The sequence below is a fragment of the Bifidobacterium sp. RTP21102st3_E2_RTP21102_210122 genome, assembly GCF_040916945.1.
In the GTDB taxonomy this organism is placed as follows: Bacteria; Actinomycetota; Actinomycetes; order Actinomycetales; family Bifidobacteriaceae; genus Bifidobacterium; species Bifidobacterium longum.
The window spans coordinates 152,615-179,440 of the sequence record NZ_JBCPAN010000002.1; the positions used below are offsets into that span (position 1 = coordinate 152,615).

Here is a 26,826-nt window from a genome sequence, read left to right on the forward strand (position 1 = left end):
ATACCTTTCCGGGCCCTATCAGGAACCGATGGTGGGGGAGGGAACGTCTTCGAGCACCTGTGCGATCAGGCTTTCCGGAGTCGCGCCATCGAAGGTGGCTTCCGGAGTCAGCGTGATACGGTGTGCGAGCACGGCCACTGCAAGGTCCTTGACGTCATCCGGCACCACGTAGGCACGGCCATCGGCCGCGGCCCAGATACGGGCGCATCGGGTCAGTGCCAAAGCGCCACGCATGGAGGAGCCGACCGTGATCTTCTCGTTGTGGCGGGTCGCCTCGACGAGCCTGACGATGTATTCACGAATCGCATCATCCACATAGATTTCGGTGGCCACCTGACGCAGCCGCATGACATCGTCACCGCTCAGCACCGGGGAAATGGTCTGCGCACGGTCGGTGATATCGACCTGCTTGAGGATATCGACGGACACATCATGGCCCGGGTAGCCGATTGACGTCTTGATAAGGAATCGGTCCATCTGCGCCTCAGGCAGCTTATAGGTACCGAGCTGCTCGATGGGGTTCTGGGTTGCGATCACGATAAACGGCTGCGGCACATCATGTGTGACGCCGTCAACGGTGACTTTCTGCTCTTCCATAACCTCCAGAAGTGCGGACTGCGTCTTCGGCGATGCACGGTTGATCTCATCGGCCAGCACGATGGAGGCGAAAATCGGGCCTTCGCGGAACTCAAATTCTCCGCGCTTCTGATCGTAGAAAGTCACACCCACCACATCCGAAGGCAGCAGATCGGGCGTGAACTGAACACGCTTGAAACCGGTGGAAATGGAATTGGCCAAGCCTCGGGCCAACTGGGTCTTACCGGTGCCGGGGTTGTCTTCAAGCAGAATATGGCCACCGACCATCAGTGCGGTGACGCATTGCTTGATAGGGATGGTCTTGCCGATAACCACCTTGGAGACATTTTCGACCAGCGCATTGAAGGACTGCTGGAAATCCCGGACCTGAGCCGTGGGCTGGGGCAGTAGTCCGGAATTGATGCTGGCGGGCAGTGCCGATGCGGCTGCTTGCGCGGCTTTGCTCGACTGACGCTGCGGCTGGGATTGTGGCTGTGATTGCGCGGTGACCTGCTGCGGGATGGCTGGCGTCGATCCCTTGCGCGGCTTGAGCACGGTGCTGTCATCGCCCGCAGGAATGGAGGCGGCATCAGTAGTAGGAGACGGCTTTTCTGACGGCGCTTGTGACGGCCGCTGCGGCAGGTTAGGCAGCGCAACGGACTGCGGCGCCGACTCGGTGCTTGGGGTCGTGCCGGTGTGTGGTGCGGATGCCAGGTGCGTGGCGTCGGACAAGTGCGTGCTGTCGGATAGCTGCGTGCTGTTGGACAGGCGGGTCGTGTCAGACAACTGCGTCGCGTCATCGATGTTCTCGCTCATGGATGTTCTCCTACTGCTTGTGAATGGTGGTTGACGATATTGGGGTATTGCCGAAACCAAGAATCCAGGGGTTCTTGGCCAAAGTGGTGACATCGGTACCGGATTTGAGCGACTTGGTCCCCTCCGAGGAGTCAGAGGGACGTGTGCCCGCGACGCTGCCTCCGTCCGCAGTGTTGTCGAGACCGGAGTATCCCGGCCCGCCGGTGACTTTGACGCTCCACGCGTAGTTGCCATCGGCGGCCACGGTCAAGTCGGTGACATCCAATTGCTGGCCGGAGTTCCACGTGAACGGTTGGCCATTGATGATGATTTGTACAGTGGCCGACTTGCCATAGACATCAACCGAACCGCCGGTGACGTTAATGACGTGAGCGTTGTCTGACCAGCGCAGCTCCTGCGGTTTGTTGATTACAGCCTTCTTCTCATAGGTGTAAGGAGCGCCATTGTGCGGGCCTCCGGTGACGGCGTCGCTGGTAGCGCCGTTGAACACCTGTTGCACCGATGCGGTGTTGCATTTGGCCCAAGGACTCATTCGGAAGTCGAGTGAGTTCCGGTTAGTAGCTGTACCGGAATCGATGCCATCGGCAGTCACGCTGTAGGACTGCGCATGTCCCTGCTTGGTCCAATGCACGGTGCATGTACTGCCGGATCCGGTGGTGTAGACGTCAGTGGGCGGCTGGACCTTGTACTGCGGGACAAAGCTGCTCTTGCCCGTGCCGGAGGAAGCATCGCGCTGCGGCACCACGGTGGCCGTTACGGTGATTTCCCGGGTGTTCAAATCGTTCTCATTGATATCGAACGTAGCGCCACTGTCACTGCAATCGATGGTGTCCTTGACGTCTCCTCCCAAGGAAATTCGCCGGCAGCCGGCATTGCGGTTATTGCCGAGAGTGACTTTCGCCGTTACCGTGGTGTCGTCGTTCGACAACGCAATGTTCGGCGCATCCGGGTCTCCCCAGATCTTCTCTGACGGCGATGCGGCGGACTCGGCACTCCAATTGATTTTGTTATGGGCTTTGACGGTCGCCGTAATGGCGGTGCCATCGGAAATGTCGTTGTTGTTGAACGTAAACGACAGCTCGGTGGCCGTATTGCCGGTTTCCTTGGTCTGCGGAGCACCTGCACCGGTGACGGTCACTGAATAGTTGTCGACGGCGCTGAAATCACCGCTCGGCGCTTTCCACGTCACCTTGGCGGTTTTATTGCCACCTGTGACCGTAACATCGGTGGGAGCGGACGGCACCTTGTCCGGTGTGGCTTCGACGGCGGTGGACGGCTTGGACCAGCCGACGTCATTTCGCGCGGCGACGGTGAAGGAATAGGTTTTGCCGTTCTTCAGACCAGTGACCTGGCATGAGGTGACGGTACCGCAATCCTTCTCTCCGGTGACGGCACCGGTCCAACTGACCTTGTAGTTGGTGATCGGGCTGCCATTGGCGGCACCGGGCGTCCATGTGAGGCTGACCGCGCTGTCCTGCGGTTCCCCGGCTACGGGGGAGAGCAGTGGCGGCTCGGGCTTGTCGATCACGGACACGGTAATCGATGCGGTGACTTCACGATCCTTGGACTTGGTGCCGTCTTGCACGGTGACGAGCACGGTGTTCGTGGAAGCACCTACATCGGATGCGACGGCGATGGTGATGTTTCCGGAGGCATCGCATCCGGCGATGGCGAGTTTGGCGGCGTCATCCGCCTTGCAGCTGATGACGGTCAGCGAGGAATCGGGGAACGGATTGTACGCGCCGGTAAGCACGTTCACGGCATCGCTGGCACCGGCCTTGATCTTCAACGTCTTGTTGCCGACGCGTGTCAGCGGACGGGTCGAAGACACTACGCGCACGGTCACACCGGCATTCACGGTGCCCGCGCCGTATGCGATTTGCACGGGAATGGACGCGGTGGTGCCAGGAGCGGCATCCTTGGTGGCGGAAACCTGCAAGCTACCGGAACGGGACAGGTTTGCGGTGATTTGCCTGGATGATGAGCTTCCACCGGAATACGTGTATTGCTTTTCGTCGTCATACACGCCGGACGGTGCATGGGTGAGCGCCGTCAGATCAACGGTCTTGGGGTCCGCGCCCGCCTCGACATCAATAGTGGAGGACGAGAACGTGGGCGGCGGCACATCGCGGCCTATCACCGTGATCTGGAGAGTGATCACTGCGGAATTGATGATCTTGGTCTTATCCGATCCCTGCTTGCCATCCACAGCGGTAAAGGTAATGGAGGCGGGGCCTGCGTAGTCTTTTGCCGCAGTGAACTTCAGGGTCTTGTCGTTCACGTAGAAATCGGAGTTGGAAGCCTTGGTGGCGCTGACGGAATCAGCGCTTTCGATATACGGTTCCTTGCCGGCGCCGACGCGGACATAGTCATTGATGTTGATTTCAATGGTCTCGCGCGAGTTGACCTTCAATTCCGGTGCCTTGGGACGCAGCGTGGGCGGAAAGACACCATAGGCCGGTACCTGGATGAACGCGGTGGAGGTGATGTTGTATTTCGTATTGGTCACCGTGTAAGGCACGGCTCGCGCCTGTGACGTCAGGTCGACGGTGATGGTGGTCGAATGCTCGCCGCCCTTGACGTGAGCGTGAGCGCTGGCGGAGGGATGCACGCCGACCTTGAGCTCATTGGCTGTGCCGGAAGGATTGGCGATCCACTGGGAAACATCCACATCCACGGACTTCTTATCGATGGTGGCGGCGGACGGCACACGATAGTCGTAGGCGGTAGGCGGCTCGATGGCGGCACTCGGATCCACGTTTACCGTGAGGGTGGCCGTATCGGACAAGCCGGCCTTGTCTTTGACCGTGTAGGCGATATAGTCGGTGGTGGCGCTGCCGGGCGTGGTGAAGGAGATCATATTGTCTTTCACGCTCACCCCGTCGAGACCTTGGACCTCGACATGCTTGTCGACGGTCAGATTGGTGTTGTCGCCGGAGATGTCGTTCTGCGCGACCGGCACGGTTGCGGCCGTATTGGGCCTCAACGTGATTTCGTCATCCCTGGCGTATACGCCGGAGTCGGACGATCCTTGGAATACGCCCACGCGGATCTGCGCCTGTGCGCGCTGACCGGTCCAATCCTCCACGGCATAGGAGAAGGTGTCGGTGCCGGACGAATCCGGATACGCTTCATAGACCAAGTAGTCGGAACCGACTTCGGATATGCGGCCCAGCGTGGGTGCCTTGTTGCCCAGACCCAACAGCTGATCGTCGTCGCCATCCGTGTCTATGCCGGTCAGTGTGATGGGGATGCGGACCTTCTGCCCGGCGGCAACCTGCGCTTCGGCGTCATGCGGGGTTGGCGCGGCCTTGCTCGCTGCGTCGCTCTTATGCACGGTAATGGTGATATTGGCGGAAGCCACATTACCCAGATTGTCTTCAACCGTATAGGTGATGGGGAAGTTGCCGGTCTCGCTGGATGCTTGGTAGCGGACCGTGTCTCCAGAGACGAAGGCCAGACCCTTGAACGTCCCCTTGTCGTATTGCAGGTTGTTCTTGAGTTTGACCGTGGTGCCATCCGAGTAGGCCACATGGTCAAGCACATCCACGGACACGATGCCGTCGGTACGCACCTGGGCATTGATATTGCTGGCCTTGGGCACTGAATTCGAGGTGGCCAGAGCCGGCGGCTGCAACACGATGGTGCCCTTGGCGGTTCCGGAGGCGTTGGCCACGGTGTAGGTAAGGGCGACGGGCTTCGTGGGCACCTGACGCGCGGTGATATACACGCGCTTATGGCTGACGAGACCAACCTTGATGCCGGAGTCGGCCGGTGCGCTCACCGTGGTGACGGACAGCACACCGCCCATCGGATCGACGTCATTGGTGAGCGGCTCCACAATGGCGGTATTATCCGCGCCAAGCAGGGCGACATCGTTGGCGGCAACCGGTTTGGCGGCCTCGCCGGTGGCGGGCTGCACCTCGACTCGAGCCAATCCGGTGGCCGGAATCGAACCTTGAGTAATGATGTAGGGCACATAATAGGTGCCGGGATTGGTGGCCTTGAACGTCAACGACATATCCGCCGCATTGGTGGTCGTCGAAGCGCCGTTGGGCGTATCCACCTGAGTCAGTTGTGCCGGCTGCAAGGAAGTGCCATGCACATAAGAGGACAGCTTGACGACGGTATCCGTGTTGGGAACGGTGGTTTTCGCTACCGGGTCGATGACCGCGGCCAAGGTGTTCGCGGGCTTGACCGAGAAATACACCATGCCGGTGCCGGTTGCCGTGCCGTCGGAGACGGTGACCTCGACGCCCACACGTCCCGACGCCAGCGCACCGGTGTTGAACGTAAGCTGGCCGTCGGCTCGGGTGGACACCTGCACCTGGTCGGTGTTCTGGGCCACAGCGGAGACCAGAGTGAGCGGGTCTCCATCCGGATCGTTGAAGCTGCTCAGCGCATTGGCGGTATAACTGGCTCCCTGCTCCACATCGATCTCGGGAGGAGTGTCGAACTGTACGGGAGCGTGGTTGCCTCCATCATTCAGGGTTACGGTCACCGTGGCGGAAGAGGTCTGGCCGCGACCATCGGAAATATCGTAAGTAAAGGTAACGGTGCCTGCGGATGCGGCGGAGGCATCGAGTTGCAGATACCGGCCGTCGTAAATCGGCGAAATGGTGACGTCTTTGTTGTTTGGTGCGCCAACCTTGGTGATTTTCAGTACGGAACAATCGGTCTGCTCGTCATTGCGCAGCGCGTCGAGAATCTGTTCCGAACCGGCTCGTGCGCCGATTTCATCATCCTCGGCTTTGATTTGGCCGGATTGTGCGGAACAGGTCTTGGAGAAGTCGTGGTGGTTGTTGGCCGAGTCGTTGTTCTGCTGTTCTTTCTCGGTCTGCTCGGTCTGTATTTTGTTCCACTGTATTTTGATGACTTTGGTGGAATCCTCAGGGTTCCACACATTGCCGTTAACCGTGTCGTTGAGCACCACAAGGCGATGGTTGGTGCGGAACACCAATTCGGAAGTAGTATTGACGGATTCGAGGGTTTGCGGCTTGACGCTGGTATCCGTGGGGGAGCAGGCGCGAATGTAGTTGCTGGCCTTCTGGCTCCAAGCCGAGTACACGCAGCCCTTGGACGATACCGGTCGTGCCGGATTCGCCTTGCCCCCGTTGGCTATGAAATTCGCCTTGGCATTGGACTTCAACGGGATAAGCGCAAGGCCTCTCGGTGATGCCGCGGCCACCCAATCGGACTGTATGTCATCGGTGGGAGGCTCCTGAAGGGTGAGGGTGCCGGTCGTGTCGACATCGACGCGGCCGCCCTTGAATATGACGGTTTTGCCGGTTGCGATTACCGGCGTGCTCCCGATGACGGTAAAGCTTTCAACGGTCTGCTGCTTGCCGTCGGTCAGCGATTCGAGGGTTTTGACGTTGGCGCTGCTGGGATTGTCAAGACGCAGCACCATACCGTCGGATGGACGGTATCCGTAGACTTTGCCATCGTGGGTTACTGCGATGCGCCCGCCCTCGCCCAGCTTTATTTTCGGATCGGAAGTGGTGGGGGTCACGGAATCAAGGTTTTCCGACAAGCCGGTCCACACATTGCCGGTCTTCTCGTTGATCAGGGCTGCGGTATCCCCGCCGACCACAGTGGTGGTGCTGGCTTTGATGTCGGTCTTGACACCGGTGCTGACCGTGGATGCCTTGATGGTGGAGGCTTTGGTCGTTTCGGTCAGGATGGTGTCGCCATTATGCTGTGCGATGTCGAATCGTGGGGCGGAGGAGGAGACGCCGGCGTCGGCCTCCTTGTTCTTTACGTTGAATCGTGCGGCCTTCTGGTTTTTCAGCGAAGTGACCCATACGGTGCCATCGTCCAGTTGCACATGGCGGCGCGTGACGGTGCTCATGATCACCGCGCCGGCAACAAGTCCCAGAAGCAGCAGGAGCGTGATTACGGGAACCGTCCACGTATGCCTTTCGGAGGGCATAAGGCGGCGCAAAGCCGCGCTGATGCGTCGGCGACGATCGTATGACTGGGACGATGTGGCCATCTGAACTCCCTGACCCCTGTTTTCTCTGGTTGCTGGTGTAATGACAACGCTTTACGGTTCCGATACCTGCCGTTCCTGTTGTCCATTTGGTGAATTCGCCGCTGCTGGGCGCACGTCTGATGCGATACGCAATGCCAAGGTGGCATGCCCGGCAGTGGCGAGCGGATCATTCTTGCGGCTTGGCCGCACAGGCGATGGCGGGGCTGACGGACATCTGGCGGTTCTTGCGCACAATGGACACCTGAATGCAGGTCTGCGAGCCTTCCTGCGCGTTGACGGTCACCGTGGGATCTGACGTTGTGACGGTTTGCGCGCTCTGGTCGGTATTGCTGCCCTGCACTATGGCCCACGCATAGGTATCACCGCTTTGCGGGTCTGGATTCGTCCAGGTGAACGTCACGGATGACCCATCCGCCGCATAGGTGCCGTTCAGATTCTCCGGGGAAGGAATCTGGGCGTTCGCGGTATCGGTGATCACGTCATCCTGATTATTGCGGTTGTTGTCATCATCCTTGGTGCCGGGCGTCGCCACCTGTTTGGTATCTGATCCGGTGGCGCTGTCCATGCGGGGAACGACCACGAAGGCGAATATCAGTGCCGCTGCGGTGATCGCCGCAAGTATACCGACGGTAATACCCACCGGTTTGACCCATCGCCGTGACGAACGGGTGATCTGATCTCGCTGGTCCGTGGCCCGGCGCCGACGCTCGATGTCTTTGGGATAGGCCGGCATCCCTTCCACGGTAACGGGAGTGGCATGCCCGAAATATGCGAATTGCACACGCTGCATGGCACGTGCGAACTCCAACGCGGAGTAGTACCGCTGGTCGGGGTCCTTGTTCAGGGCCCGGCGCAGCACCGCTTCCACATCGGCCGGCACGTCGGGGCGGTTGAGGCGAGGCAATGGCTGGTTGACGATCAGCGAAATCAGTTCCGATTGCGAACGCGGGTGATAATCGTGCTGGAATGGCGAGCAGCCGACGAACATGGCGTACAGGGTGGCCGCCAGTGAATAGATGTCGGCGGCTTCCGAACCATTGGTCAGATGCTGAAGCACCTCAGGCGGTGCCCACGGCGGCGAGAATCCGGTTTCGGTGCGGTCATACACATCGGTGGAGATACCGAAATCACCCAGAACAGGCAAGCCCTGCGAGGTGATGAGAATGTTGCTGGGCTTGATGTCGTGATGGATGATATTGCTGCGATGCGCGGTGAACAGCGCGCTTGACAGCTTGATGCCGAGGTCGAGTACCTGCTCGCAGGTCATGGACCGGGCCTTCATGATGCTGTTGTAGGTGCCGCCCGGCGCATATTCGATGACGATGTAGCCATGGCCATCGGAGGTGACGCCGGCACCATATACCGGCAGAATGTACGGGTGGGATGACAGCTTGGCCATGAAGTTGGCCTCGCGGTTGAACAGGGCAGCGGCCCGTGGGTCAAGGGTTTTGGCGCTGGCCTTTACCGCCACCGGGCGTGCGGGCATACGCTGGTTATATAGGTACACCGTGGCGGTGGCACCGCTTCCCAACATCTGGACGAAATCATATCCGGGCAGCTTCGGCGGTCTCATCGGAATGTTGTCCATCTGTTCCCTCCCTCCTTGGAAAATGCGCTCTCCCTGCATTCGTTCTACAGGATACCGTCAAGGGTACGATTCTTCGTCGGGTTCGGTAAAATTTTTCCCTCTGTGACGGTCGGGTTTAGGCTGGAGCCATGATGACGAGACTTGAACCTGGAACAGTGCTGGACGGCATCGACCGTGATGGAGCGGCGAGGCTGATTGTCGGCACGCCTGGAAGCGGCAAAACTGAATTCGCCTTATCGGTGTTGATGGCGGGGCTGCGCCGCTACGGTGGCACGCAGGCGGTGATGGCCGTATCCGGCCGTGTGGCCGCCGACGCATTGGGCAATCGGGTGATTCGTGAGCTCGGGTTTTCCGTGCAGGCCAGGCCGGTCACCACGCTGGGTGCCGTGGCATTCCGGGCCATATCGGCTTCGCGCGAGGGAACTGGATTGCCGTCGCCTCGATTGCTGAACGGTGCGGAACAGGATGCTTTGCTGCGTCAAGTCATGGCCGTGCATCTGCGCCATGCCGTAGCGGGAGATGATTGCGGCACCTGTGATTTGCTGCGCGTCTACTTTGCCCAGGATGACTGGGCGAGACTCATACGCGATGCCGGTGCCGGCGAGATGCCCGGCTCGGCCGCTTCCGCACAATCAAGCCTCTCGCAACAAGGGTCGGATTCGCCGTCTCCGACGTCGGCAGGCGGCTCGACCAGCGCGGATAGGTTCACGCGAGGTATTTCAGATGCGTTTATCAGCCAGTTGCGCGATATGCTGGCCCGATTGGATGAGCTCGGTGTAGGCGTTCACGAAGAGCCACGTCTCTTGGACGCCGTGACGGAGGACGCGCGATTGTCGGTGCAATGGCGTTTGGCTTTCGCGTTGCGCCGTGAATATATTGCAGCCCAAAGCGCGGTATATCCGGGGCAATACCGTTTGGATGCCTCGTATTTGCTGGTGGCAGGCGCTCGTGTGGTGCGTGAGGCATTCGCCGCCGATCACGCGGATGATTCCGACCGGCCTATGTGTGTGGAGGCGTTGGGCTTGCCCCGGCTGCTGGTTGTGGATGATGTTCAAGACACCACGCTGGCCGGCATGCGCTTCTTGGAGGAGTTGGGGAATGCCGGCGTCAAGTTGGTGCTGGTCGGCAACCCGGATGAATCGGTGCAGACCTTCCGCGGATCGTATCCGGAATATCTGATGCGCCGTGCCGTGGAAGGGCGGCTGAAGGCCAAGGAAGAACAGCTGGTTGGCGGCAGTGCCGTCGCTGATCAGTCGCACATGACGATGGCTGATGTGATCGCGTCTCGTATTTCGCTGTCGATTCCCTCGCCGGAAGACGAGCCGCTGCCTCCGGCCGAGCGTCCCGGCAAGCTGACCGCCATACTGGGCGGAGTCGATGCAGCGAATTATCAGGCGGACGGCACGGTGACCGCCGGCCTGTACCGATCCTCACGTGAGGAGCTGGATGATGTGGTCTGGCGCATCAAGCGGGCGCATCTTGACCGGCATATTCGGTGGAACGACATGGCGGTCATCACCCACGACAATGCCGCCGTGCGGCTGTTCGGCGAACGACTGCGCCGAGATGGTGTACCGGTGCGGTATTCGTCGGTCACCCGTCCTTTGAAGGACGAGACTTTCGTGCAGGGATTGTTCGCGCTTGTGGAGCTTGCCCGATTGCGTGCCGAGGGGATGGCGGAATGCCAGATGACGTTGGCTTCCTGCGCGGCATATATAAGGACTAGAGTGGCCACGTTGATGAACGGCCCGTTGGTGAGTGCCGGGGCCAAACCCGGTCAGGGGCGTCCCGCAAGGCTTGCGCCGATCGAATCGGCCATGGGGTCGTTGGAGTCGCTGGCGCATCTCGCCACGGATGATGCCATGCTGACCTCTCTGACGACGGCATGGGAAACATTGCGTGAAACATACCATGAAACACGGCGTGAAACAGGTCGTGAAACATCCTCGTCAGTGGTTTCGACGTCAGCGGTTTCGTCGTCAGTGACTTCGTTGCCAGTGTCTGTCGAAATACTCGGTGAACCGTCCGGCGATGACTTGGCCTTTGGCGTTGACGCGCTGTACGTGATGCTTGCCATTGATGATGCCGCCGCGCCGGCGCAGGCTGCGCTCGCATCCATCCACGCGGTGCTCGGCAACGACCCTCAGGCCCGCGCTTTTGCGAACCTGTGGCATCTGGTGGGCAGCGTTGCTTCCGGCTTGGAGCGGCTGCCGGCAAGCCAGCGCGTACAGCCGCGCTATGCGCTGTCTGTTGCGTGGAACGCCACCGGTCTGGCACCGGTCTGGCAGCGTGCGGCATTATTCAACACGGCAGAGGGGCGTACGGCCAATGACCGGCTGGACGCGGCAATGCGCCTGTTCCAGTTCGCCGATGATTCCACCGCCAGTCGAGACATCACGTCATTCATGGCACAGGTTCGGGGCATGGAAGTGCAGGCCGATTCCTTGGCCCACATAGGACCGGTGGAAGACGCGGTGACATTGACTACGCCGGCAGGCGCGGCCGGACGCCACTGGGAATATGCGTGGATACCGGTGGTCCAGCAAGACGTGTGGCCGAACCTCGCCGGGCGCAACACCATGTTCGGTGGTGAAGACCTTGCCGAGCTCGTGCTGAGGGGAGCGCTTGAAGAAAGCGACAAAACCGGGCATGATCCGCGGTTCGCGGCTGTATTGTCGGGCGAGAAGAAGAGTTTCCTGGTCGCGCTGACCCGTGCACGGCGAATCATGATCAGCGCGGTATGGAACGACAGCATGAGCCCCTCGGACTTTCTCTTCGGGTATCTGCCGGAATACTATCCGCGCAACCGGCAACAGGCGCCTTTCACCACAGTGGGGGCACATGCGGGATTCGCCGAATATGATCTGGCCGGATTGGACGCCGACCCACGTGGGTTGGTCAGCGCCGCCCGCGCGGTTCTGGCCACTGCTCAACCGCAGCAGGCTGCCGCAAAGGACGCCGCGATTGCGTTGACACTCCTGTTAGAGCATGGTGTGCGCGCCGCAAATCCGCAGAGCTGGGCGTTTGTGGAATCGCCGGCCCAATCGGATAGCGCGTCATCTGGCGGTGCGTCATCTGGCGGTGCGTCATCTGGCGATACCTCATCTGACAGTGCCTCATCCGACAGCGCGTCATCTGGTGGTGTACAGCCTGACGGTATCCAAACAGGGAAAGGCAAGACGGATGCGCAGGCCGCGCCCATGGTCACCTTATCTCCATCGGCGGTCGACAGCCTATGGGCGTGCCCGGTGTGCTGGATGCTGGAGAACCGGTTCGCCGGTCCTCGCCCCATCTCCGTGGCCACCAGTTTCGGAACCCTCATCCATGCGGTTGCGCAGCAAGGCAGCGAGGAAGGGCTGGACCATCTTTCCCACAATGCCCAGGCGTTGGCCGCACTGGGCTTGGACTCCACGGCCGGCGCGGAACGTCGCATCGAGGCTGTCTCGGCACGGCTTAATGCCATCTATCAGAGCAAACGTCCTGATCCGAATGCCATAGCCGACACCCGGAACCGCTATGAGGCCACCCGTAAGGACGAGTCCGCGGCGGATACCCTGCGCAACATCGCCGATTACTTTGTGCGCAGCGACGCCGATCCGGAAACGTATCTTGGCAAGAACTCCAGCAACTTCAGCATTGGCGCATTGGCCGGTGCCGAATGCGAACGGGAGTTTGCCGCACGATTCGATGTGCGTGACATACTCGACGCATACAATGCCGTGCCCGGCCTGCACCCAATCGGTCGGAACACGCTGGTCCGTCTGATGGGAGCACTGGTCGGAGGGTGGCCGGAAGGCATGGACGAGCATCTGACCGTGAGACTGTCCGGGCGCATCGACCGTATGGAAACCCGCGTACTCGCAGACGGCGGCGAATGCATTCGCCTCATTGACTACAAAACAGGCAGAACGCCCACGGTCAAACAGATTTTCAATGATTTGCAGCTCGTGTGCTATCAGCTTGGCCTCGTGTTCCCCGAAGACGGGCCGCGCGGTGCCAAGGCACTTGCCGCAATGCCGCATATCAGCCAAAGCGTGCTATTCCATGTCGGGCAGAATGCGGCACCAGCCAGAAGCTACGCTCCGGAAGGTGCCTTCCAGCCGCCGCTGTTCACTGATGGCTCGTTGAATGCCGAACCGTTCACGCCCCGATACTGGTATAAAGACCCCAACCGTTTCTTCGACATACCCGCCATAGATCCGGCTACTCCTCCCGAAGGTGTGAGTGCCGAAGCGTGGGCGCAATTCGCCGCGCTCGCCGGTACGCAGACGTTATGGTCGCTGACCATGATCGCCCGCGTATTCTATGCCGCGGCGGCCAGCAGATCAGCCATCATCGAGGCCCATCCGCAAGACACCCATATCGGATTCTGCCGTATGAAGAACGTCTGCCCTGCCTGTGCAGGCCAGATCGACACGATTTTCGAAACGAGGCAAGCATGAGCACGTTCACTCCCAGTGCGGAACAGGCCGCCATCATCGATGCGCCAGTCGATGCTGACGTATTGGTGGTTGCCGGTGCCGGTTCCGGCAAAACCTTTACGATGACCCAACGCATCATCGCGCTTATCAATCGAGGTGTGGCACCTGAACGCATCCTGGGCCTGACCTTCACACGCAAGGCCGCAGGCGAACTGCTGGAACGCGTCTCCGCCGCAGTGGCCGGTGATATGGCGGGCTCTACGACCGCCACGGTGTCTGATCGGGCATTCCTCAAGCCGGCCATTTTCACGTATGACGCCTTCTTCCAGACCATCGTGCGCCAATATGGACTGCTTGTCGGATTCGATCAGAACACGCAACCATTGAGCGCAGCCGGAGCGCTTCAACTGGCCACCGAAGTCATCGACAGTCACATGGATCTGGCGTTCAGTGAGGATTTTGGCGCCTTCTCCAGTTTGGCGAACCGTGTTCTGGCGTTGTCGGATGCCATTGGCAGTGCCATGATCGGTGCCGGCTGCACCAGCTTCGATGATGCGATCAATCGAGTACGGCAATGGGATTCGGCATTCATCAATCGATTGCAACAAGCCGTTGCAGATGAACCCATGCCCGAGGACGAGCCGAAAATCCCCAAGATCAAACGACTGAAGAAAGATACCGACGCCAGCTGGCAAGCCAAGCTCGATGACCGTGCCGAACATTTGCACGCCCGCTGCACCTATCATTGCGGTGCGCTGCTGGAGACCACACGCAAACGCGATATTCTGCTCCAGCTGGTGGAGGCCTATGCCCAAGCCAAGCGGGAACGCAATATGGCCGAATTCTCCGACTTCACCATTGCCGCGTATCAGCTTATCGAGCGCTTCCCCTCCATCGGAGAGCGTACGCGCCGCAGGTACAGCCACGTGCTGCTCGACGAATATCAGGACACCTCCACCACGCAGGCCGCTCTGCTGGCAGCACTGTTCCACGTGGATGCGTCACAGAGGTCCGCCGTCAACGCGGTGGGTGATCCGTTCCAGTCGATTTACGCATGGCGTGGTGCCAGCCCTGGTGCATTCCGTATGTTCCAGCAAGATTTCCACCTGTCTGCCGGATACAAGCCATTCCCGCTGTCCGTCACCAGGCGAAACAGCCGTATAGTGCTCGAAGCCGCCAATAATCTCACGCTGCCGTTGCGCTCCAATCCGTCGCGTCCTTCCAGCTCATTGATGCGTGAGGTCGATGTCTCATCGCTCGACCCCATGCCTGATGCCCCCGAAGGAACATTGGGAGTACTGGGCTTCGCCACGGCCGGGCAGGAGATCGACGCCGTAGTGCGTTTCTGCAAGACGGCCATCGCACGGCACCGTTCCGCAGCCGAACAACAGGAACAGATGCCGGGCGAACAGAAAGCGCCGGTCGCCGTGCTGTTTCGGTCCAAATCACATATGCCCGAATATCAGGCGGCATTGGAACAGGCCGGATTGACCACATTCGTGGTCGGCTATTCCGCGCTGTTGGAACGTCCGGAAATCCGCGATCTGATGGCGTTGCTGCACGTGGCCGCCGACCACACCGATACGGGATCGCTGATGCGCTTGCTGGCCACGCCACGATTCACCATGTCCGCAGCGGATTTGACCATGTTGGCCCGTTTTGCTGAAGAACAGAACACGGAACAACGCTTCCAAGCATTGGTGCAGGCCGGCCTTGCCCAACCGGATACACCAGCGAATGAATGGGCGGCTGTGGTGCGTGAGTACCGCGATCAGGTGGCCAATGCGGTATTCCTGCCAGACGTATTGCTACGCGGCGACCTGGTAAAACTGCTTGAACGGTTGAGCGCACACGGGCGCAACGCCATAACCCGGGCCGCGGTGATGCTCCGTCAGGTGCATGATGCCGTCGGGCGGCCACTGGGCGACGTGATTCGCGCCGGCATAGAAGCGTTGGATCTTGACATCGACACCGTATTGGCCGGTGTGCTGCATAATCCGCAGCACCGCGCCAATCCCGCTTTGGCGCATATGCCTATGGATGCGATTGTGGATTTGGTGGATACGTACACGCAAGAGATTGCCGCTGAGCAAACTCCCTCGTTGCATGGGTTCATCACATGGGTGGATCATCTGGCTTCGGTGGAGGATGAAGCCGCCAGTCTCCCCGACGCTCCGGTGGATGTGGAACTGATGACCGTACACCAGTCCAAAGGGTTGGAATGGGATGCCGTTGCGGTAGTGGGGCTTACCGCCGTCGGATTCCCCAGCAATCAGGGCGACCATCTCAAGATCGTGCTGGACGAGCACCATACGGGAGGCACCGAGCAAGGTCACTGGACCGCACCCGAATATCATGAGACCGCCGACTCCTGGCTCACCAACCCCACCGCCGTACCCGTGCCTATGCGTGCCGATGCCGGCATTCTGCCGCGATTCCCCCATGATACCGATGTGGAAGCCGACCCCATCGCATCGTTGGCGGCTTTGGATGATGTGGAGCTTATTGATGATGAAGTGTTCGGCTCCATGCGCGAATTCGGCGATGGCGTGGAAGAAGTGGATGCATCCGGCTGGTATTTGACGCAGGCGGAGGAATATGGGCGCCGGCTGCATGCCGACGAACGTCGATTGATGTATGTGGCGCTTACCCGTGCGCGAGAAGATGCCCTGATGACCTATTGCGCCTATACGGGCGAATCCGGGCGGGACCCGTCAGTGGTGCCCAAAGGCTCTCGCGCCGCTCAGCCATCCAATTTCTGGCTTGAAGTGCATGACGCGCTCCAAGCCCGTGAACATGCGATATCGGCTCAGGACTGTGTGGAACGGCTGCAAGCCGCCAATGCCGGGAAGCCCATGCTGATCTCGGCGCAAGGCGAAGCGATTGCCACTCCCGAAGGGTTCTTTATCGGAGAGCATGCCGCGGCATACGGTGACGCCGTGGTGGGGGAGGCATGGCAGACGCCGATTACGCAGACGGATGCCGCTGTCGAATTGCCGTGGCCGGCTACCCTCAGCGACGCAGTGCATGAACAGCTGTCACGTGGCATCGATGTTATCGCCGCAGATTCCTCGTCACTTGAGCAGCACCAAGACGCCGGTCCACTGCTGCAACGGGCGCAATTGCTGGTGGACGACGCCGATTTGATGGCCGATGCCGCCAGCGGCCAGTCGCTTGATGAGGCAGTCAAAGCCAAGGCGCAACGCGTTCTGGCTGCAGGACGCCAGAACGTGACAAGCCTGCAAGCCCGCGTAGGTGGCATGAACGAACGGGAGGAGCGCCTCTACTGGCGTAGCATTATCCGCCCGATTCCGCGCATATCGTCTCCGGCGGCCGAGGCCGGCACGCAGTTCCATGCGTGGGCTGAGCAATTCATCAATGCCGGTAAGCCGGATGAAGCGGTACTGGCATATGAAGCCGAATCAAGTATGCCGCATACAGGTCAGGATGCGGGATTCGTTTCCCGGGAAGCCATGTTGGCCGATTTGGCCGAACGGGAGCGGCAATGCCGCAAGCCATCCACACGGCAGCCCGCTGTCCCACAGCCCACGGCTCAACAATCCGCATCCGCCGTATCCGCCGCCTCCGCCACTTCCATAAGTAGCGACAATGCCACCGAGTCCAAGCTGGTGGCGTGGCAGCGCAGACTGGCCGAATCATCGTGGGCCAAGCGCATCCCGGCGTGGACGGAGCGTGCCATCGTCGTGGACGTGCCGGGCGTGGGCCTGGTCAATGGCAAACTCGATGCGGTATTCATCGGTGGACTTGACCCGTCCAGCACCACCGCACGCTTTACCGTGGTCGACTGGAAAACCGGTCGTCGGCCCACCAAGCCAGACGACATCACCCGCAAACTCGCCCAGCTCGACATGTACCGACTGCTGCTGGCAGCGGTCGAAGGTGTGGAATTGGACAGTATCGACGCCACTCTCTACTATGTCAGTGAGCCCGACGAGGGCTTGCGCGAGCTTCACGCCCGCGCGAAAACCAAACAGGAAATCCTTACCGAGTTGAGCTCCGGCATTCCCGAACAATCTGACAACGACTGAGCCCAAAGGCTCATGACCTGTACAGCATCGGACGGCCTTCACCGGCGGAGAGACCTTATGCATCGCAAGGCATCTCCGACGATGAAGACGACTGGCCACGTACCGGTCCGCGGTTGAAACGCGCCGCGTGACGTTGCTTGGGAACCGCTACCCCTCGGATGGCACGTGTGGGCGGGCGCACGTGCCGGACAACGCACCAGTAAGGAGTTATTGTGTCCACGACTCGCGCGGTTTCGAAGTCGTTCGCTGCCCACTCGCCCTATCGGCGCCTGTTCATGCTGCCCGGAGCCAAGGCGTTCTGCCTGTCCGGTGCGGTGGCACGATTGCCGATCTCCATGATGAGTCTCGGCATCGTTCTGGCGCTCAACCATCTCTACGACAATTGGACCATCGCCGGCACCATGAGCGCCGCCTATGTGCTGGCCATGAGCTGCGTCACCCCGTTCTACGCCCGCGCCTTCGACCGTTTCGGCCAAGCCCGCGTGGGCCGGCTTGCGCTCGCCGTGCAGATCGTGGCCATGCTCGCCTTCGCCTTCGCGGCGTTGGTGCGCGTGCCGATTCCGCTGCTGTTCGCTTTGGCCATCATCATGGGTCTGACGCAGTTCTCATTCGGCGCATTGGTCCGAACCCGTTGGTCCTATGCGTTGCGCGGTGTGGAAGATGGCGAACAGCTGCTCAACACGGCCTACGCCATGGAAGCCGCCATTGACGAGATCGTCTTTATTCTGGGGCCGATTCTGGCGGCTTGGCTGGCCACCTCCGTGCATCCGGTATCCCAACTGTTCGTGCCCACCGTGGCATGCGGCATCGGCGGCACCATATTCTTCTCGCTGAAATCCACCCAGCCGCCGGTCATCGTGGAACAGGTCAGCGTGGCCGCGCACGATGACGGCAGCCCCGCTGCAAGCGAAGATGCCGACCAGCTGACCCTGCGCCAACTCAAACGCAGCGGTGCCAAGCCCAAGAGTGTATTGCTCTATGCCGGCGTACTGCCGTTGCTCGCCGTGTTCATCGTGTTCAATATGAGCTTCACGTCCTTCGACGTGTCCATTACCGCCACCATGAAATCCATGGGACTTGAGCCCTTCCTCGGTCTGCAATTGGCGATGTTCGCGGTCGGCTCGTGCATCGGCGCGCTGGTGTTCGGCTCTTGCCAACTCAAAGGCTCCCATTGGGCGCATATGGTGATGTTCCTGTCGCTGCTGACCGTCGGCTACGTGTTCTTCCGGTTGTCAATGGACAATCTCATCCTGCTGGGCGTCTTTGAAATCCTCGCCGGCCTGACCGTCTCGCCGACGTTCGCCACCGGCAACCTCATCGTCAAGGATCTGGTGCCGGCGGAATCCCTGACCGAAGGACTGAGCTGGGTAACCACCGCAGGCACGGTCGGCACGTCGATCGGCTCGTCCGTGGCCGGCATTGTGCTTGACGCCTCCAACCCTCATGTGGGCATGATGCTGCCATTCATCTTCACGCTGGCGTCCGTGCCATTGGCGTTGGCCGGATGGGCCTTGGCCAAGCGGCGTGGGTGAAACGGGATCGGGCTACGCCCGATGGATGGTTGGCGGCTTCGCCGGGGTCTCTCCCTCAGTCCGCTTCGCGTCCAGCTCGAACGCAATTAATGATGGCTTTCAGCCAACTGAATTATTGCTCACTGTCGTTCGCCCTCACCTAAAAACGCCTCCGGCGTTTTCTTCACGGTTCGGCTCATCAGAGGGAGCTCGACTTCACGGTTCGGCTCGTCAGAGGGAGCTTGATTCTGTGGACGGGGTATTGGCGTGAGGGGCCTGCGGTGATAGGCTGATTGCCGATTGGAAAACGTCCCGGGTACATTGCCGGGCAGGTACGGGTAGACAGGGAAGAAGACATGATCAAGGTTTCGGTGGTCGGAGCAAAGGGCCGCATGGGCTCGCACGTGGTCGAAGCGGTGAACAACGCCGAGGATACGCAGCTGGCGCTCGCATTGGATGCCGGCGACGACCTGACCCAGATCACCACCGACAACACCGATGTGGTCGTCGAATTCACCGTGCCGTCCGTCAGCCTGAACAACGTGCTGACCCTGATCGGCCAAGGCGTGGACGTGGTGGTCGGCACCACCGGCTGGACCGACGAGAAACTCGCCCAGGTCAAATCCGCCATCGCCAACGGTCCGAAGCCCGAAACCCAGAAGGTCTTCATCGCACCTAACTTCGCGATCTCCGCCGTACTGGCCGACTACTTTGCCACCAAGGCCGCGAAATACTTCGAATCCGCCGAAGTCATCGAACTGCACCACCCCACCAAGGTGGACGCCCCCTCCGGCACTGCCATCCACACCGCCCACGGCATCGCCGAAGCGCGCAAGGCCGCAGGACTCGCCCCCGTGCCGGACGCCACCGAAACCGATGGCGGCTCACGCGGCCAGGTGGTCGACGGCATCCACGTGCACGCCGTGCGTCTGCGCGGCCTCAACGCCCACGAGGAAGTGCTCTTCGGCAACGCCGGCGAGCAGCTGACCATTCGGGCCGACAGCTTCGACCGCACCAGCTTCATGCCCGGCGTCCTGCTTGCCGTGCGCAAGCTCGCCGGCGACGCTCCGGCTGGCCTGACCATCGGCCTCGACCACTTCCTCGACCTGTAATCGACCCGCAGTCGACCAGTAGTTGCCCCCGCATTTCAGGCAGGGAAGCGCGCCGGGACGCGCATCACGGCATTGCCACCGGCTCCGGCCATAATGCCACGCATTCAGCAACAATCAAGGTACGTAGTATAAGAGTCCACAATGGGAAGTACGGTAAACACTATGAGCGAGCATGACATGCACCTTCTTGATTCAGCACCTTTCGGCCGCATTCTGCCGGCTATGGTCACCCCGATGAAATCCGACGGCAGCGTCGATTTCGCCGCCGCGCAGAAGCTCGCCAAATACCTCGTCGCCGATGGCGCGGATGGTCTGGTGGTCAATGGCACCACCGGCGAATCGCCCGTCACCCATATGGATGAGAAGGTCGAGCTGGTCAGGGCCGTCAAGGAGGTCGTCGACGTTCCGGTGATTTCCGGCGCCGGCTCCAACGACACCGCACACACCGTGCGTATGGTCGAACAGACTCAGGAAGCGGGTGCCGACGCGGTGCTCGTCGTCATGCCTTACTATTCCCGCCCCTCGCAGGACGGTATCGTCGGCCACTACAAGGCCGTCGACGAATCCGCCGAAAAGCCGATCATCGTCTACGATGTTCCCGGCCGTACCGGCTTGAAGGTCAAGGTCGGAACCTACGACCGACTGGCCGAACTTGAACACGTCAAGGCTGTCAAGGACGCCACCGGCGATCTTGCAGCCGCAGTGGAGAAGCAGCAGCGCACCGGCCTCGCCTGGTATTCCGGCGATGACGGCCTGTTCCTGCCGTTCCTCTCCATCGGTGCCGTCGGCATCATTTCGGTGATTGCCCACGTCGCCTCCAACCCCATGCAGCAGCTTGTCCAGGCATTCGATCGCGGCGATATCACTACCGCCCGTCGCCTCGCCAACCAGCTCGCCCCCCTTGTCCACGCGTTGAATGGCGACGGCTATCAGGCCGTCATGGCCAAGGCTGCGCTCAAGGTCAAGGGCGTTATCCCCTCCACCACCATGCGTCTGCCGAACATCGGTCCCGACGCCACTCAGCTTGACAAGGCTGAAGAGGGCATGCGCGCTGCCGGACTGCTGTAAGCCCGAAACGCTGCATACGGGTTGCCAGCCCGCCGCCCCTGCATGACAGAGCAGAGGCACCACAACAGAAATCCCAAAAAGGTTATGGCACAAGAACAAAAGAAAACAAGCAAGAACACGAATTCTCGCCGTCGCGGTTCCGCGCGCGGCCGCAACGCCAACGGATCCAACAGCCGTACGCCGTCCCGTAAGATCAACGCCACCCGGCAGGCCACCGCACCCCAGCAGGATGCCGTGCTGATCGCCCCGCCGAAGTACCGCAAGGGCTCCATGCGCATCACGCCGCTCGGCGGCTTGGGTGAAATCGGCCGCAACATGAACGTGATCGAATACAACGGTCACCTGCTGCTCATCGACTGCGGCGTGCTCTTCCCCGAGGAGGAGCAGCCGGGCGTGGATCTCATCCTGCCCGATTTCAGCTACATCAAGAACCGTCTCGACAAGGTCGACGCCCTGGTGCTCACCCACGGCCACGAGGACCACATCGGCGGCGTGCCCTACCTGCTCAAGCTGCGCCCGGACATCCCGCTGATCGGCTCCAAGCTGACCCTCGCCTTCGTGGACGCCAAGTGCAAGGAACACCACCAGAACCCCACCAAGGTTGAGGTTGCCGGCCGTGAGAAGCTCAAGGTGGGTCCCTTCGACCTCGAATTCGTCAACGTCACCCACTCCATCCCGGACGCCCTGGCCGTCTATGTCAAGACCCCGGCCGGCTCCCTGATCGACACGGGCGATATCAAGCTCGACCAGCTGCCGCTCGACCACCGCATCACCGACCTCGTCGAATTCGGCAAGATCGGCGAAAAGGGCGTGGACCTGCTGATGATGGACTCCACCAACGCCGAGGTGCCCGGCTTCGTCAAGCCCGAGACCTCCATCGGCCCGGCCCTTGACCAAGCGTTCGCCCAGGCCACCCGCAAAATCATCGTCGCCAGCTTCTCCTCCCACGTGCACCGTGTGCAGCAGGTGGTGGACGCCGCCCACAAGTACGGCCGCAAGGTCGTGTTCGTCGGCCGTTCGATGGTGCGCAACATGTCCATCGCCGCCGACCTCGGCTACCTGCACATCCCCGAAGGCACCGTCGTGGACCTGAAGCAGGCCAACGACATTCAGGACGACAAGCTCGTCTTCATGTGCACCGGCTCCCAGGGCGAACCGATGGCCGCACTCGGCCGCATCGCCGACGGCAACCACCGCGATATCCACATCAACGAGTTCGACACCGTGATTCTCGCCAGCTCCCTGATTCCAGGCAATGAGCACGGCGTCTACAAGGTGATCAACAAGCTCGTGCAGCTCGGCGCCAAGGTCGTCAACCGCGACAACGCCGCCGTGCACGTGTCCGGCCACTGCAACGAGGGCGAGCTGCTGTACATGTACAACATCGTCAAGCCCAAGTGCGCCATGCCGATCCACGGCGAAAACCGCCATCTGGTGGCCAACGGCCTGATCGCCGTCAAGACCGGCGTGGACCCGCAGAACGTGGTTTTGGCCGAAGACGGCGATGTGGTCGACCTGTACCACGGCAGGGCCGCGGTCGTCGGCTCCGTGCCGTGTGGTTACGTGTACGTCGATGGCGATTCCGTCGGCGAGCTGACCGATGACGAGCTGGAAAAGCGCCGCATTCTCGGCACCGAGGGCTTCGTCTCCGCGTTCGTGGTGGTCGACACCGACAATCACGAGGTCGTCACCGGCCCGAAGATCTACCTGAATGCCGTGGCCGAGGACGAAAGCGAGTTCGACAAGGTTCGTCACCAGATCGTCGAACAGCTCAACGACCAGATGATGCAGGGCACGCGCGACACCTACAAGCTGCAGCAGACCATGCGCCGCACGCTCGGCAGCTGGGTTGCGCGCCAGCTGCACCGCAAGCCGATGATCGTGCCCGTCGTGGCCGACATCGCCCAGGACGTCGAAACCGTAGAAACCAAGTAGTCCGGATTATCCAGGGACGACCGTAAGGAGTAATTGAAGTCATGCCCGGTTCTAATCTCACTCGTATTGAAGCCGAAGAACGTAAGGCCGTTATCGAAGCGCCGATTCACTATCACGTCGACCTTGACCTGACGGTCGGCGCGAAGAACTTCGGTTCCAAGTCGTTCATCTGCTTCAACGCGAAGCCTGGTTCGTCGACCTTCCTCGACCTGATCGCCGACGAAGTGACCTCCATCGACCTCAACGGCAAGTCCCTGGACCCGGCCGTGGCCTTCCAAGACAACCGCATCGAACTGACCGACCTCAAGGAGAAGAACGAGGTCACCGTCGAAGCCAGGTGCCGTTACTCCAACACTGGCGAGGGCCTGCACCGCTCGGTCGACCCGTCCGATGGCAACATCTACCTGTACTCCCAGTTCGAGGTGCCGGACGCTCGCCGCGTCTACGCCGTGTTCGACCAGCCTGACCTGAAGGCCACCTTCGACTTCAAGGTGCTCGCTCCCGCCAGCTGGATCGTCACCTCCAACATGCCGGTTGCCACCATCGAGGACGATCCGCGCGAAACCCTCGACGGCACCCTCGGCGACAAGCCGAACGAAAGCACCCGTCTGTGGGACTTCGAGCCGACCCCGGTGATGAGCTCCTACCTGACCGCCATCTGCGCCGGCCCGTACGCCGAATGGCACACCGAATACCTGAACGAAGACGGCCGTACCGTGCCAATGGCCCAGTACTGCCGACAGTCGTTGGCCAAGGCCTTCGCGAAGGACGTCGACTACCTGTTCGACATCACCAAGAAGGGCTTCGCGTTCTACGCCAAGACCTGGGGCGTGCCCTACCCGTACGCCAAGTTCGACCAGATCTACGTTCCCGAATACAACGCGGGCGCGATGGAGAACATCGGCATGGTCACCATCCGCGACTCCTACGTGTTCGAATCCAAGGTGACCGACGCGCTGGCCGAGCGTCGTGTGGTGACCGTGCTGCACGAGCTTGCGCACATGTGGTTCGGCGACTACGTGACCATGAAGTGGTGGAACGACCTGTGGCTCAACGAGTCCTTCGCCGAATTCACCTCCACGCTGGCCACTGCCGAAGCCACCGAATGGCACGACGCCTGGGCCACCTTCTGCTCCGGTGAGAAGAGCTGGGCGTTGCGCCAGGATCAGCTGCCCACCACGCACCCGATCGTCGCCCCGATCAACGACCTCAACGACACCTACGTCAACTTCGACGGCATCACCTACGCCAAGGGCGCCTCCGTGCTGAAGCAGCTGGCATTCTACGTGGGCCGCACGCAGTTCTTCGAAGGTATCCACAACTACCTGAACCGCCACGCCTACTCCAACGCCACCCTGGCCGACCTGCTGAGCGAACTGGAGAAGACCTCCGGCCGCGATCTCAAGGCCTGGAGCGCCAAGTGGCTGGAGGAATCCGGCATCAACACGATCGCCACCGGCCTGACCGTAAACGCGGACGGCACCATCGCCGAACTGAAGCTCACCCAGAGCGCGCCGGCCGAACACCCGGTGCTGCGTCCGCATCGCCTGGCCGTCGGCTTCTACAATGAAGACGCCGCAACCGGCAAGATCGTGCGCACCGAGCAGTTCGAACTCGACGTGGATGGCGAAACCACCATCGTCGAGGCCGCGGCAGGCAAGCCGCGCCCGGCATTCGTGCTGGTCAACGACGATGACCTGACCTACACCAAGATTCGTTTCGACGCCGAATCCCAGGCATTCGCCGAAGCCAACCTGCATCGTTTCGACGATGCCCTGGCCCGCGCCGTGACCTGGCTCGCCTTCTGGGATATGACCCGTGACGGCGAATTCCCGGCCGAACGCTTCGTGGACATGACCCTGCGTCTTCTGGCCACGGAAACCGAATCCACCACCTTCCGTTACGCGCTGGCCTGCATGGGCACCACCGCCCACCACTACGTGGCGCCAGCCCGCCGCGACGATGTGCTGCGCCACGTGGCCGCCGAGCTGTGGACCCTGGCCAACGCCGCCGCAGCCGGCTCGGACACCCAGTTCCAGCTCGCCACCGCCTACCTGGGCTATGGCGAGGAGGGCGATGCCGCATTCGCCGCCAACGCACACGGTCTGCTGGACGGCACCGTGCGTCTTGAAGGCCTCGAAATCGACAACAACTTCACGTGGACCATCGTCCAAGCGCTCACCTCCGTCAACGAGATGACCAACGACGACGTGGACGCGCAGCTCGCCAAGAAGGAGACCACGGAAAACCGCGAGTTCGCCTACGGCGCCCGCGCCTCCATGGCCACGACGCAAGCCAAGGAATGGGCTTGGGATCAGGCACTCCACAACGACGAGCTGACCAACTCCCAGCTCGAGGCCGTGGCCCGTGGCTTCTCCGCCACCCCGCGCCCCGATCTGGCCGAGCCGTTCGCCGCCAAGTACTTCGAGACCGTTGACTGGGTCTGGGCCAACAAGACCTATCACATGGCCGAGGCTTTGCTCAACGGCCTGTACCCGGGTTACGCCGATCCCGCCACGCTGGTCAAGCTCGGTGACGCCTGGCTGGACGAGCACATTGCCGCCGACAACGCCCTGAAGCGTCTGATCGTCGAAAACGTGGCATCCTCCCACCGCACCCTCAAGGTTCGCGAATACAACGAAGCGCTCTGATTTCCTTCTGGCTCCCCTCGGGTGCGAGGGGAGTTGTCGCCTCAGGCGACTGAGGGAATCGCTTCCGCGAGGAGCTACGTCCACATTCCAACATAAAACCCGCAACCAATCCTCAACAGCGTATTCTCGCTCAAGGCCGGCAATGTGCCGGTCGATGAGCGACAAGGATACGGGGAATGATTGCGGGCTTTTCCATAACTTCATTACTACTGATTCTGTTGGCCGGAATCGGCGCAGGATTCGTGGGCTATGCGGTAGGCGCATCGTCACTGGTCTCATACCCGGCCCTGCTCGCGTTCGGCATTCCGCCTGTATTGGCAAACGCTTCTAACACCGTTGGCGTGGTCGGCACGGGCATCGGTGGCGTGATGGGTGCGCGCAAAGAACTCAAAGGCCAAGCGGTACGCTCCATTACGTATATGGTCATCGGCGCATTCGGCGGGGTGGCCGGTGCGTTTCTGTTGCTCAAACTCGACCCGAGTGTCTTTGAATTTGCCGCACCAGTGCTGATTTTGCTGAGCTCGCTGATCATCGCCATCAATCCGCGCGGCCGCATGCAGGCCAAGCAAGCCGCCGCGGATGCCACCGCGCAACTCAAGCACATCGAAGCCACTGAAGCCACTGAAGCCACTGAAGCCGCCAAGCGCGCAACCACCCCTACCGCACCTCACCGCCCGCCGGAACAACTCGTGCAGCCCATGAGTCAGGATTCCTGGTGGGTATGGCTGGGCGTAGCGGCGGTCGCCATCTACTCCGGCTACTTCGGCGCGGGCGCCGGTACCTTGGCTCTCGCCGTGCTTGATGCCGCCAAAATCGGCCCATTCCACAAGATCAATGCATTGAAAACCCTGATCGGCACAGGCGCGAACATCAGCGCCTCAGTGGTATTCATCATCCAAGGCGCGGTCGATTGGCCGGCCGCCATCATGCTGTGCATCGGATGCTTCATCGGCGGGTACATCGCCCCGTCCATCACCCGCAAGATTCCCGCAAACATCATGCGCGCCGCCGCCGTAATCGCCGGCATCATTCTTACCATCGATCTGGGGCTCAAAACCTATTGATTCGTGCCTTACACTGATGCAGTGAAGCATACAGCATGGC

General features: G+C 60.9%; 11 protein-coding genes. 8 read left to right on the forward strand and 3 right to left on the reverse strand.

The features are described 5' to 3' along the window. Positions 1-18 precede the first annotated feature (18 nt). The 3 genes from AB5287_RS02675 to AB5287_RS02685 all read right to left on the reverse strand — a co-directional run bounded on the left by AB5287_RS02675 (position 19) and on the right by AB5287_RS02685 (position 8,975). Positions 19-1,392, reverse strand: coding sequence for a MoxR family ATPase (locus tag AB5287_RS02675; protein ID WP_058102120.1), 1,374 nt, complete (start codon positions 1,390-1,392; stop codon positions 19-21). 10 nt (positions 1,393-1,402) lie between these two features. Beyond that, complete coding sequence (locus AB5287_RS02680; protein WP_368220599.1) at positions 1,403-7,387, reverse strand: tandem-95 repeat protein; 5,985 nt, start codon at positions 7,385-7,387, stop codon at positions 1,403-1,405. 166 nt (positions 7,388-7,553) lie between these two features. Next, the gene (locus AB5287_RS02685) at positions 7,554-8,975 is read right to left on the reverse strand and encodes a serine/threonine-protein kinase (protein WP_007057781.1); all 1,422 of its coding nucleotides are present in this window, start codon (positions 8,973-8,975) and stop codon (positions 7,554-7,556) included. A 131-nt stretch (positions 8,976-9,106) separates the two neighbouring features. Here AB5287_RS02685 and AB5287_RS02690 point away from each other — a divergent pair, with 131 nt between their 5' ends. The 8 genes from AB5287_RS02690 to AB5287_RS02725 all read left to right on the forward strand — a co-directional run bounded on the left by AB5287_RS02690 (position 9,107) and on the right by AB5287_RS02725 (position 26,786). Beyond that, positions 9,107-13,417, forward strand: coding sequence for a PD-(D/E)XK nuclease family protein (locus tag AB5287_RS02690; protein ID WP_196024640.1), 4,311 nt, complete (start codon positions 9,107-9,109; stop codon positions 13,415-13,417). Then, positions 13,414-17,445, forward strand: coding sequence for an ATP-dependent DNA helicase (locus tag AB5287_RS02695; RefSeq protein WP_015512353.1), 4,032 nt, complete (start codon positions 13,414-13,416; stop codon positions 17,443-17,445). Before AB5287_RS02690 ends, AB5287_RS02695 begins: the two co-directional genes overlap by 4 nt. Positions 17,446-17,657: 212 nt before the next feature. After that, positions 17,658-18,977, forward strand: a complete 1,320-nt coding sequence (locus AB5287_RS02700; RefSeq protein WP_368220600.1) for an MFS transporter — start codon at positions 17,658-17,660, stop codon at positions 18,975-18,977. 335 nt (positions 18,978-19,312) lie between these two features. After that, positions 19,313-20,068 (forward strand): 4-hydroxy-tetrahydrodipicolinate reductase, encoded by a 756-nt coding sequence (dapB, locus tag AB5287_RS02705; RefSeq protein ID WP_007053724.1) that lies wholly within the window; start codon positions 19,313-19,315, stop codon positions 20,066-20,068. Between the two features lie 162 nt (positions 20,069-20,230). Next, complete coding sequence (gene dapA / locus AB5287_RS02710; RefSeq protein ID WP_007053723.1) at positions 20,231-21,136, forward strand: 4-hydroxy-tetrahydrodipicolinate synthase; 906 nt, start codon at positions 20,231-20,233, stop codon at positions 21,134-21,136. Positions 21,137-21,220: 84 nt separating this feature from the next. After that, positions 21,221-23,071 (forward strand): ribonuclease J, encoded by a 1,851-nt coding sequence (locus tag AB5287_RS02715; RefSeq protein WP_007056431.1) that lies wholly within the window; start codon positions 21,221-21,223, stop codon positions 23,069-23,071. Between the two features lie 41 nt (positions 23,072-23,112). Next, positions 23,113-25,722: an aminopeptidase N gene (gene pepN, locus AB5287_RS02720; RefSeq protein WP_117760892.1), complete on the forward strand. Its 2,610-nt coding sequence runs from the start codon at positions 23,113-23,115 to the stop codon at positions 25,720-25,722. A gap of 176 nt (positions 25,723-25,898) precedes the next feature. Further along, positions 25,899-26,786 carry a sulfite exporter TauE/SafE family protein gene (locus AB5287_RS02725; protein WP_069483657.1) on the forward strand — a complete coding sequence of 296 codons (888 nt, stop codon included), beginning with the start codon at positions 25,899-25,901 and terminating at the stop codon, positions 26,784-26,786. Positions 26,787-26,826 lie beyond the last annotated feature (40 nt).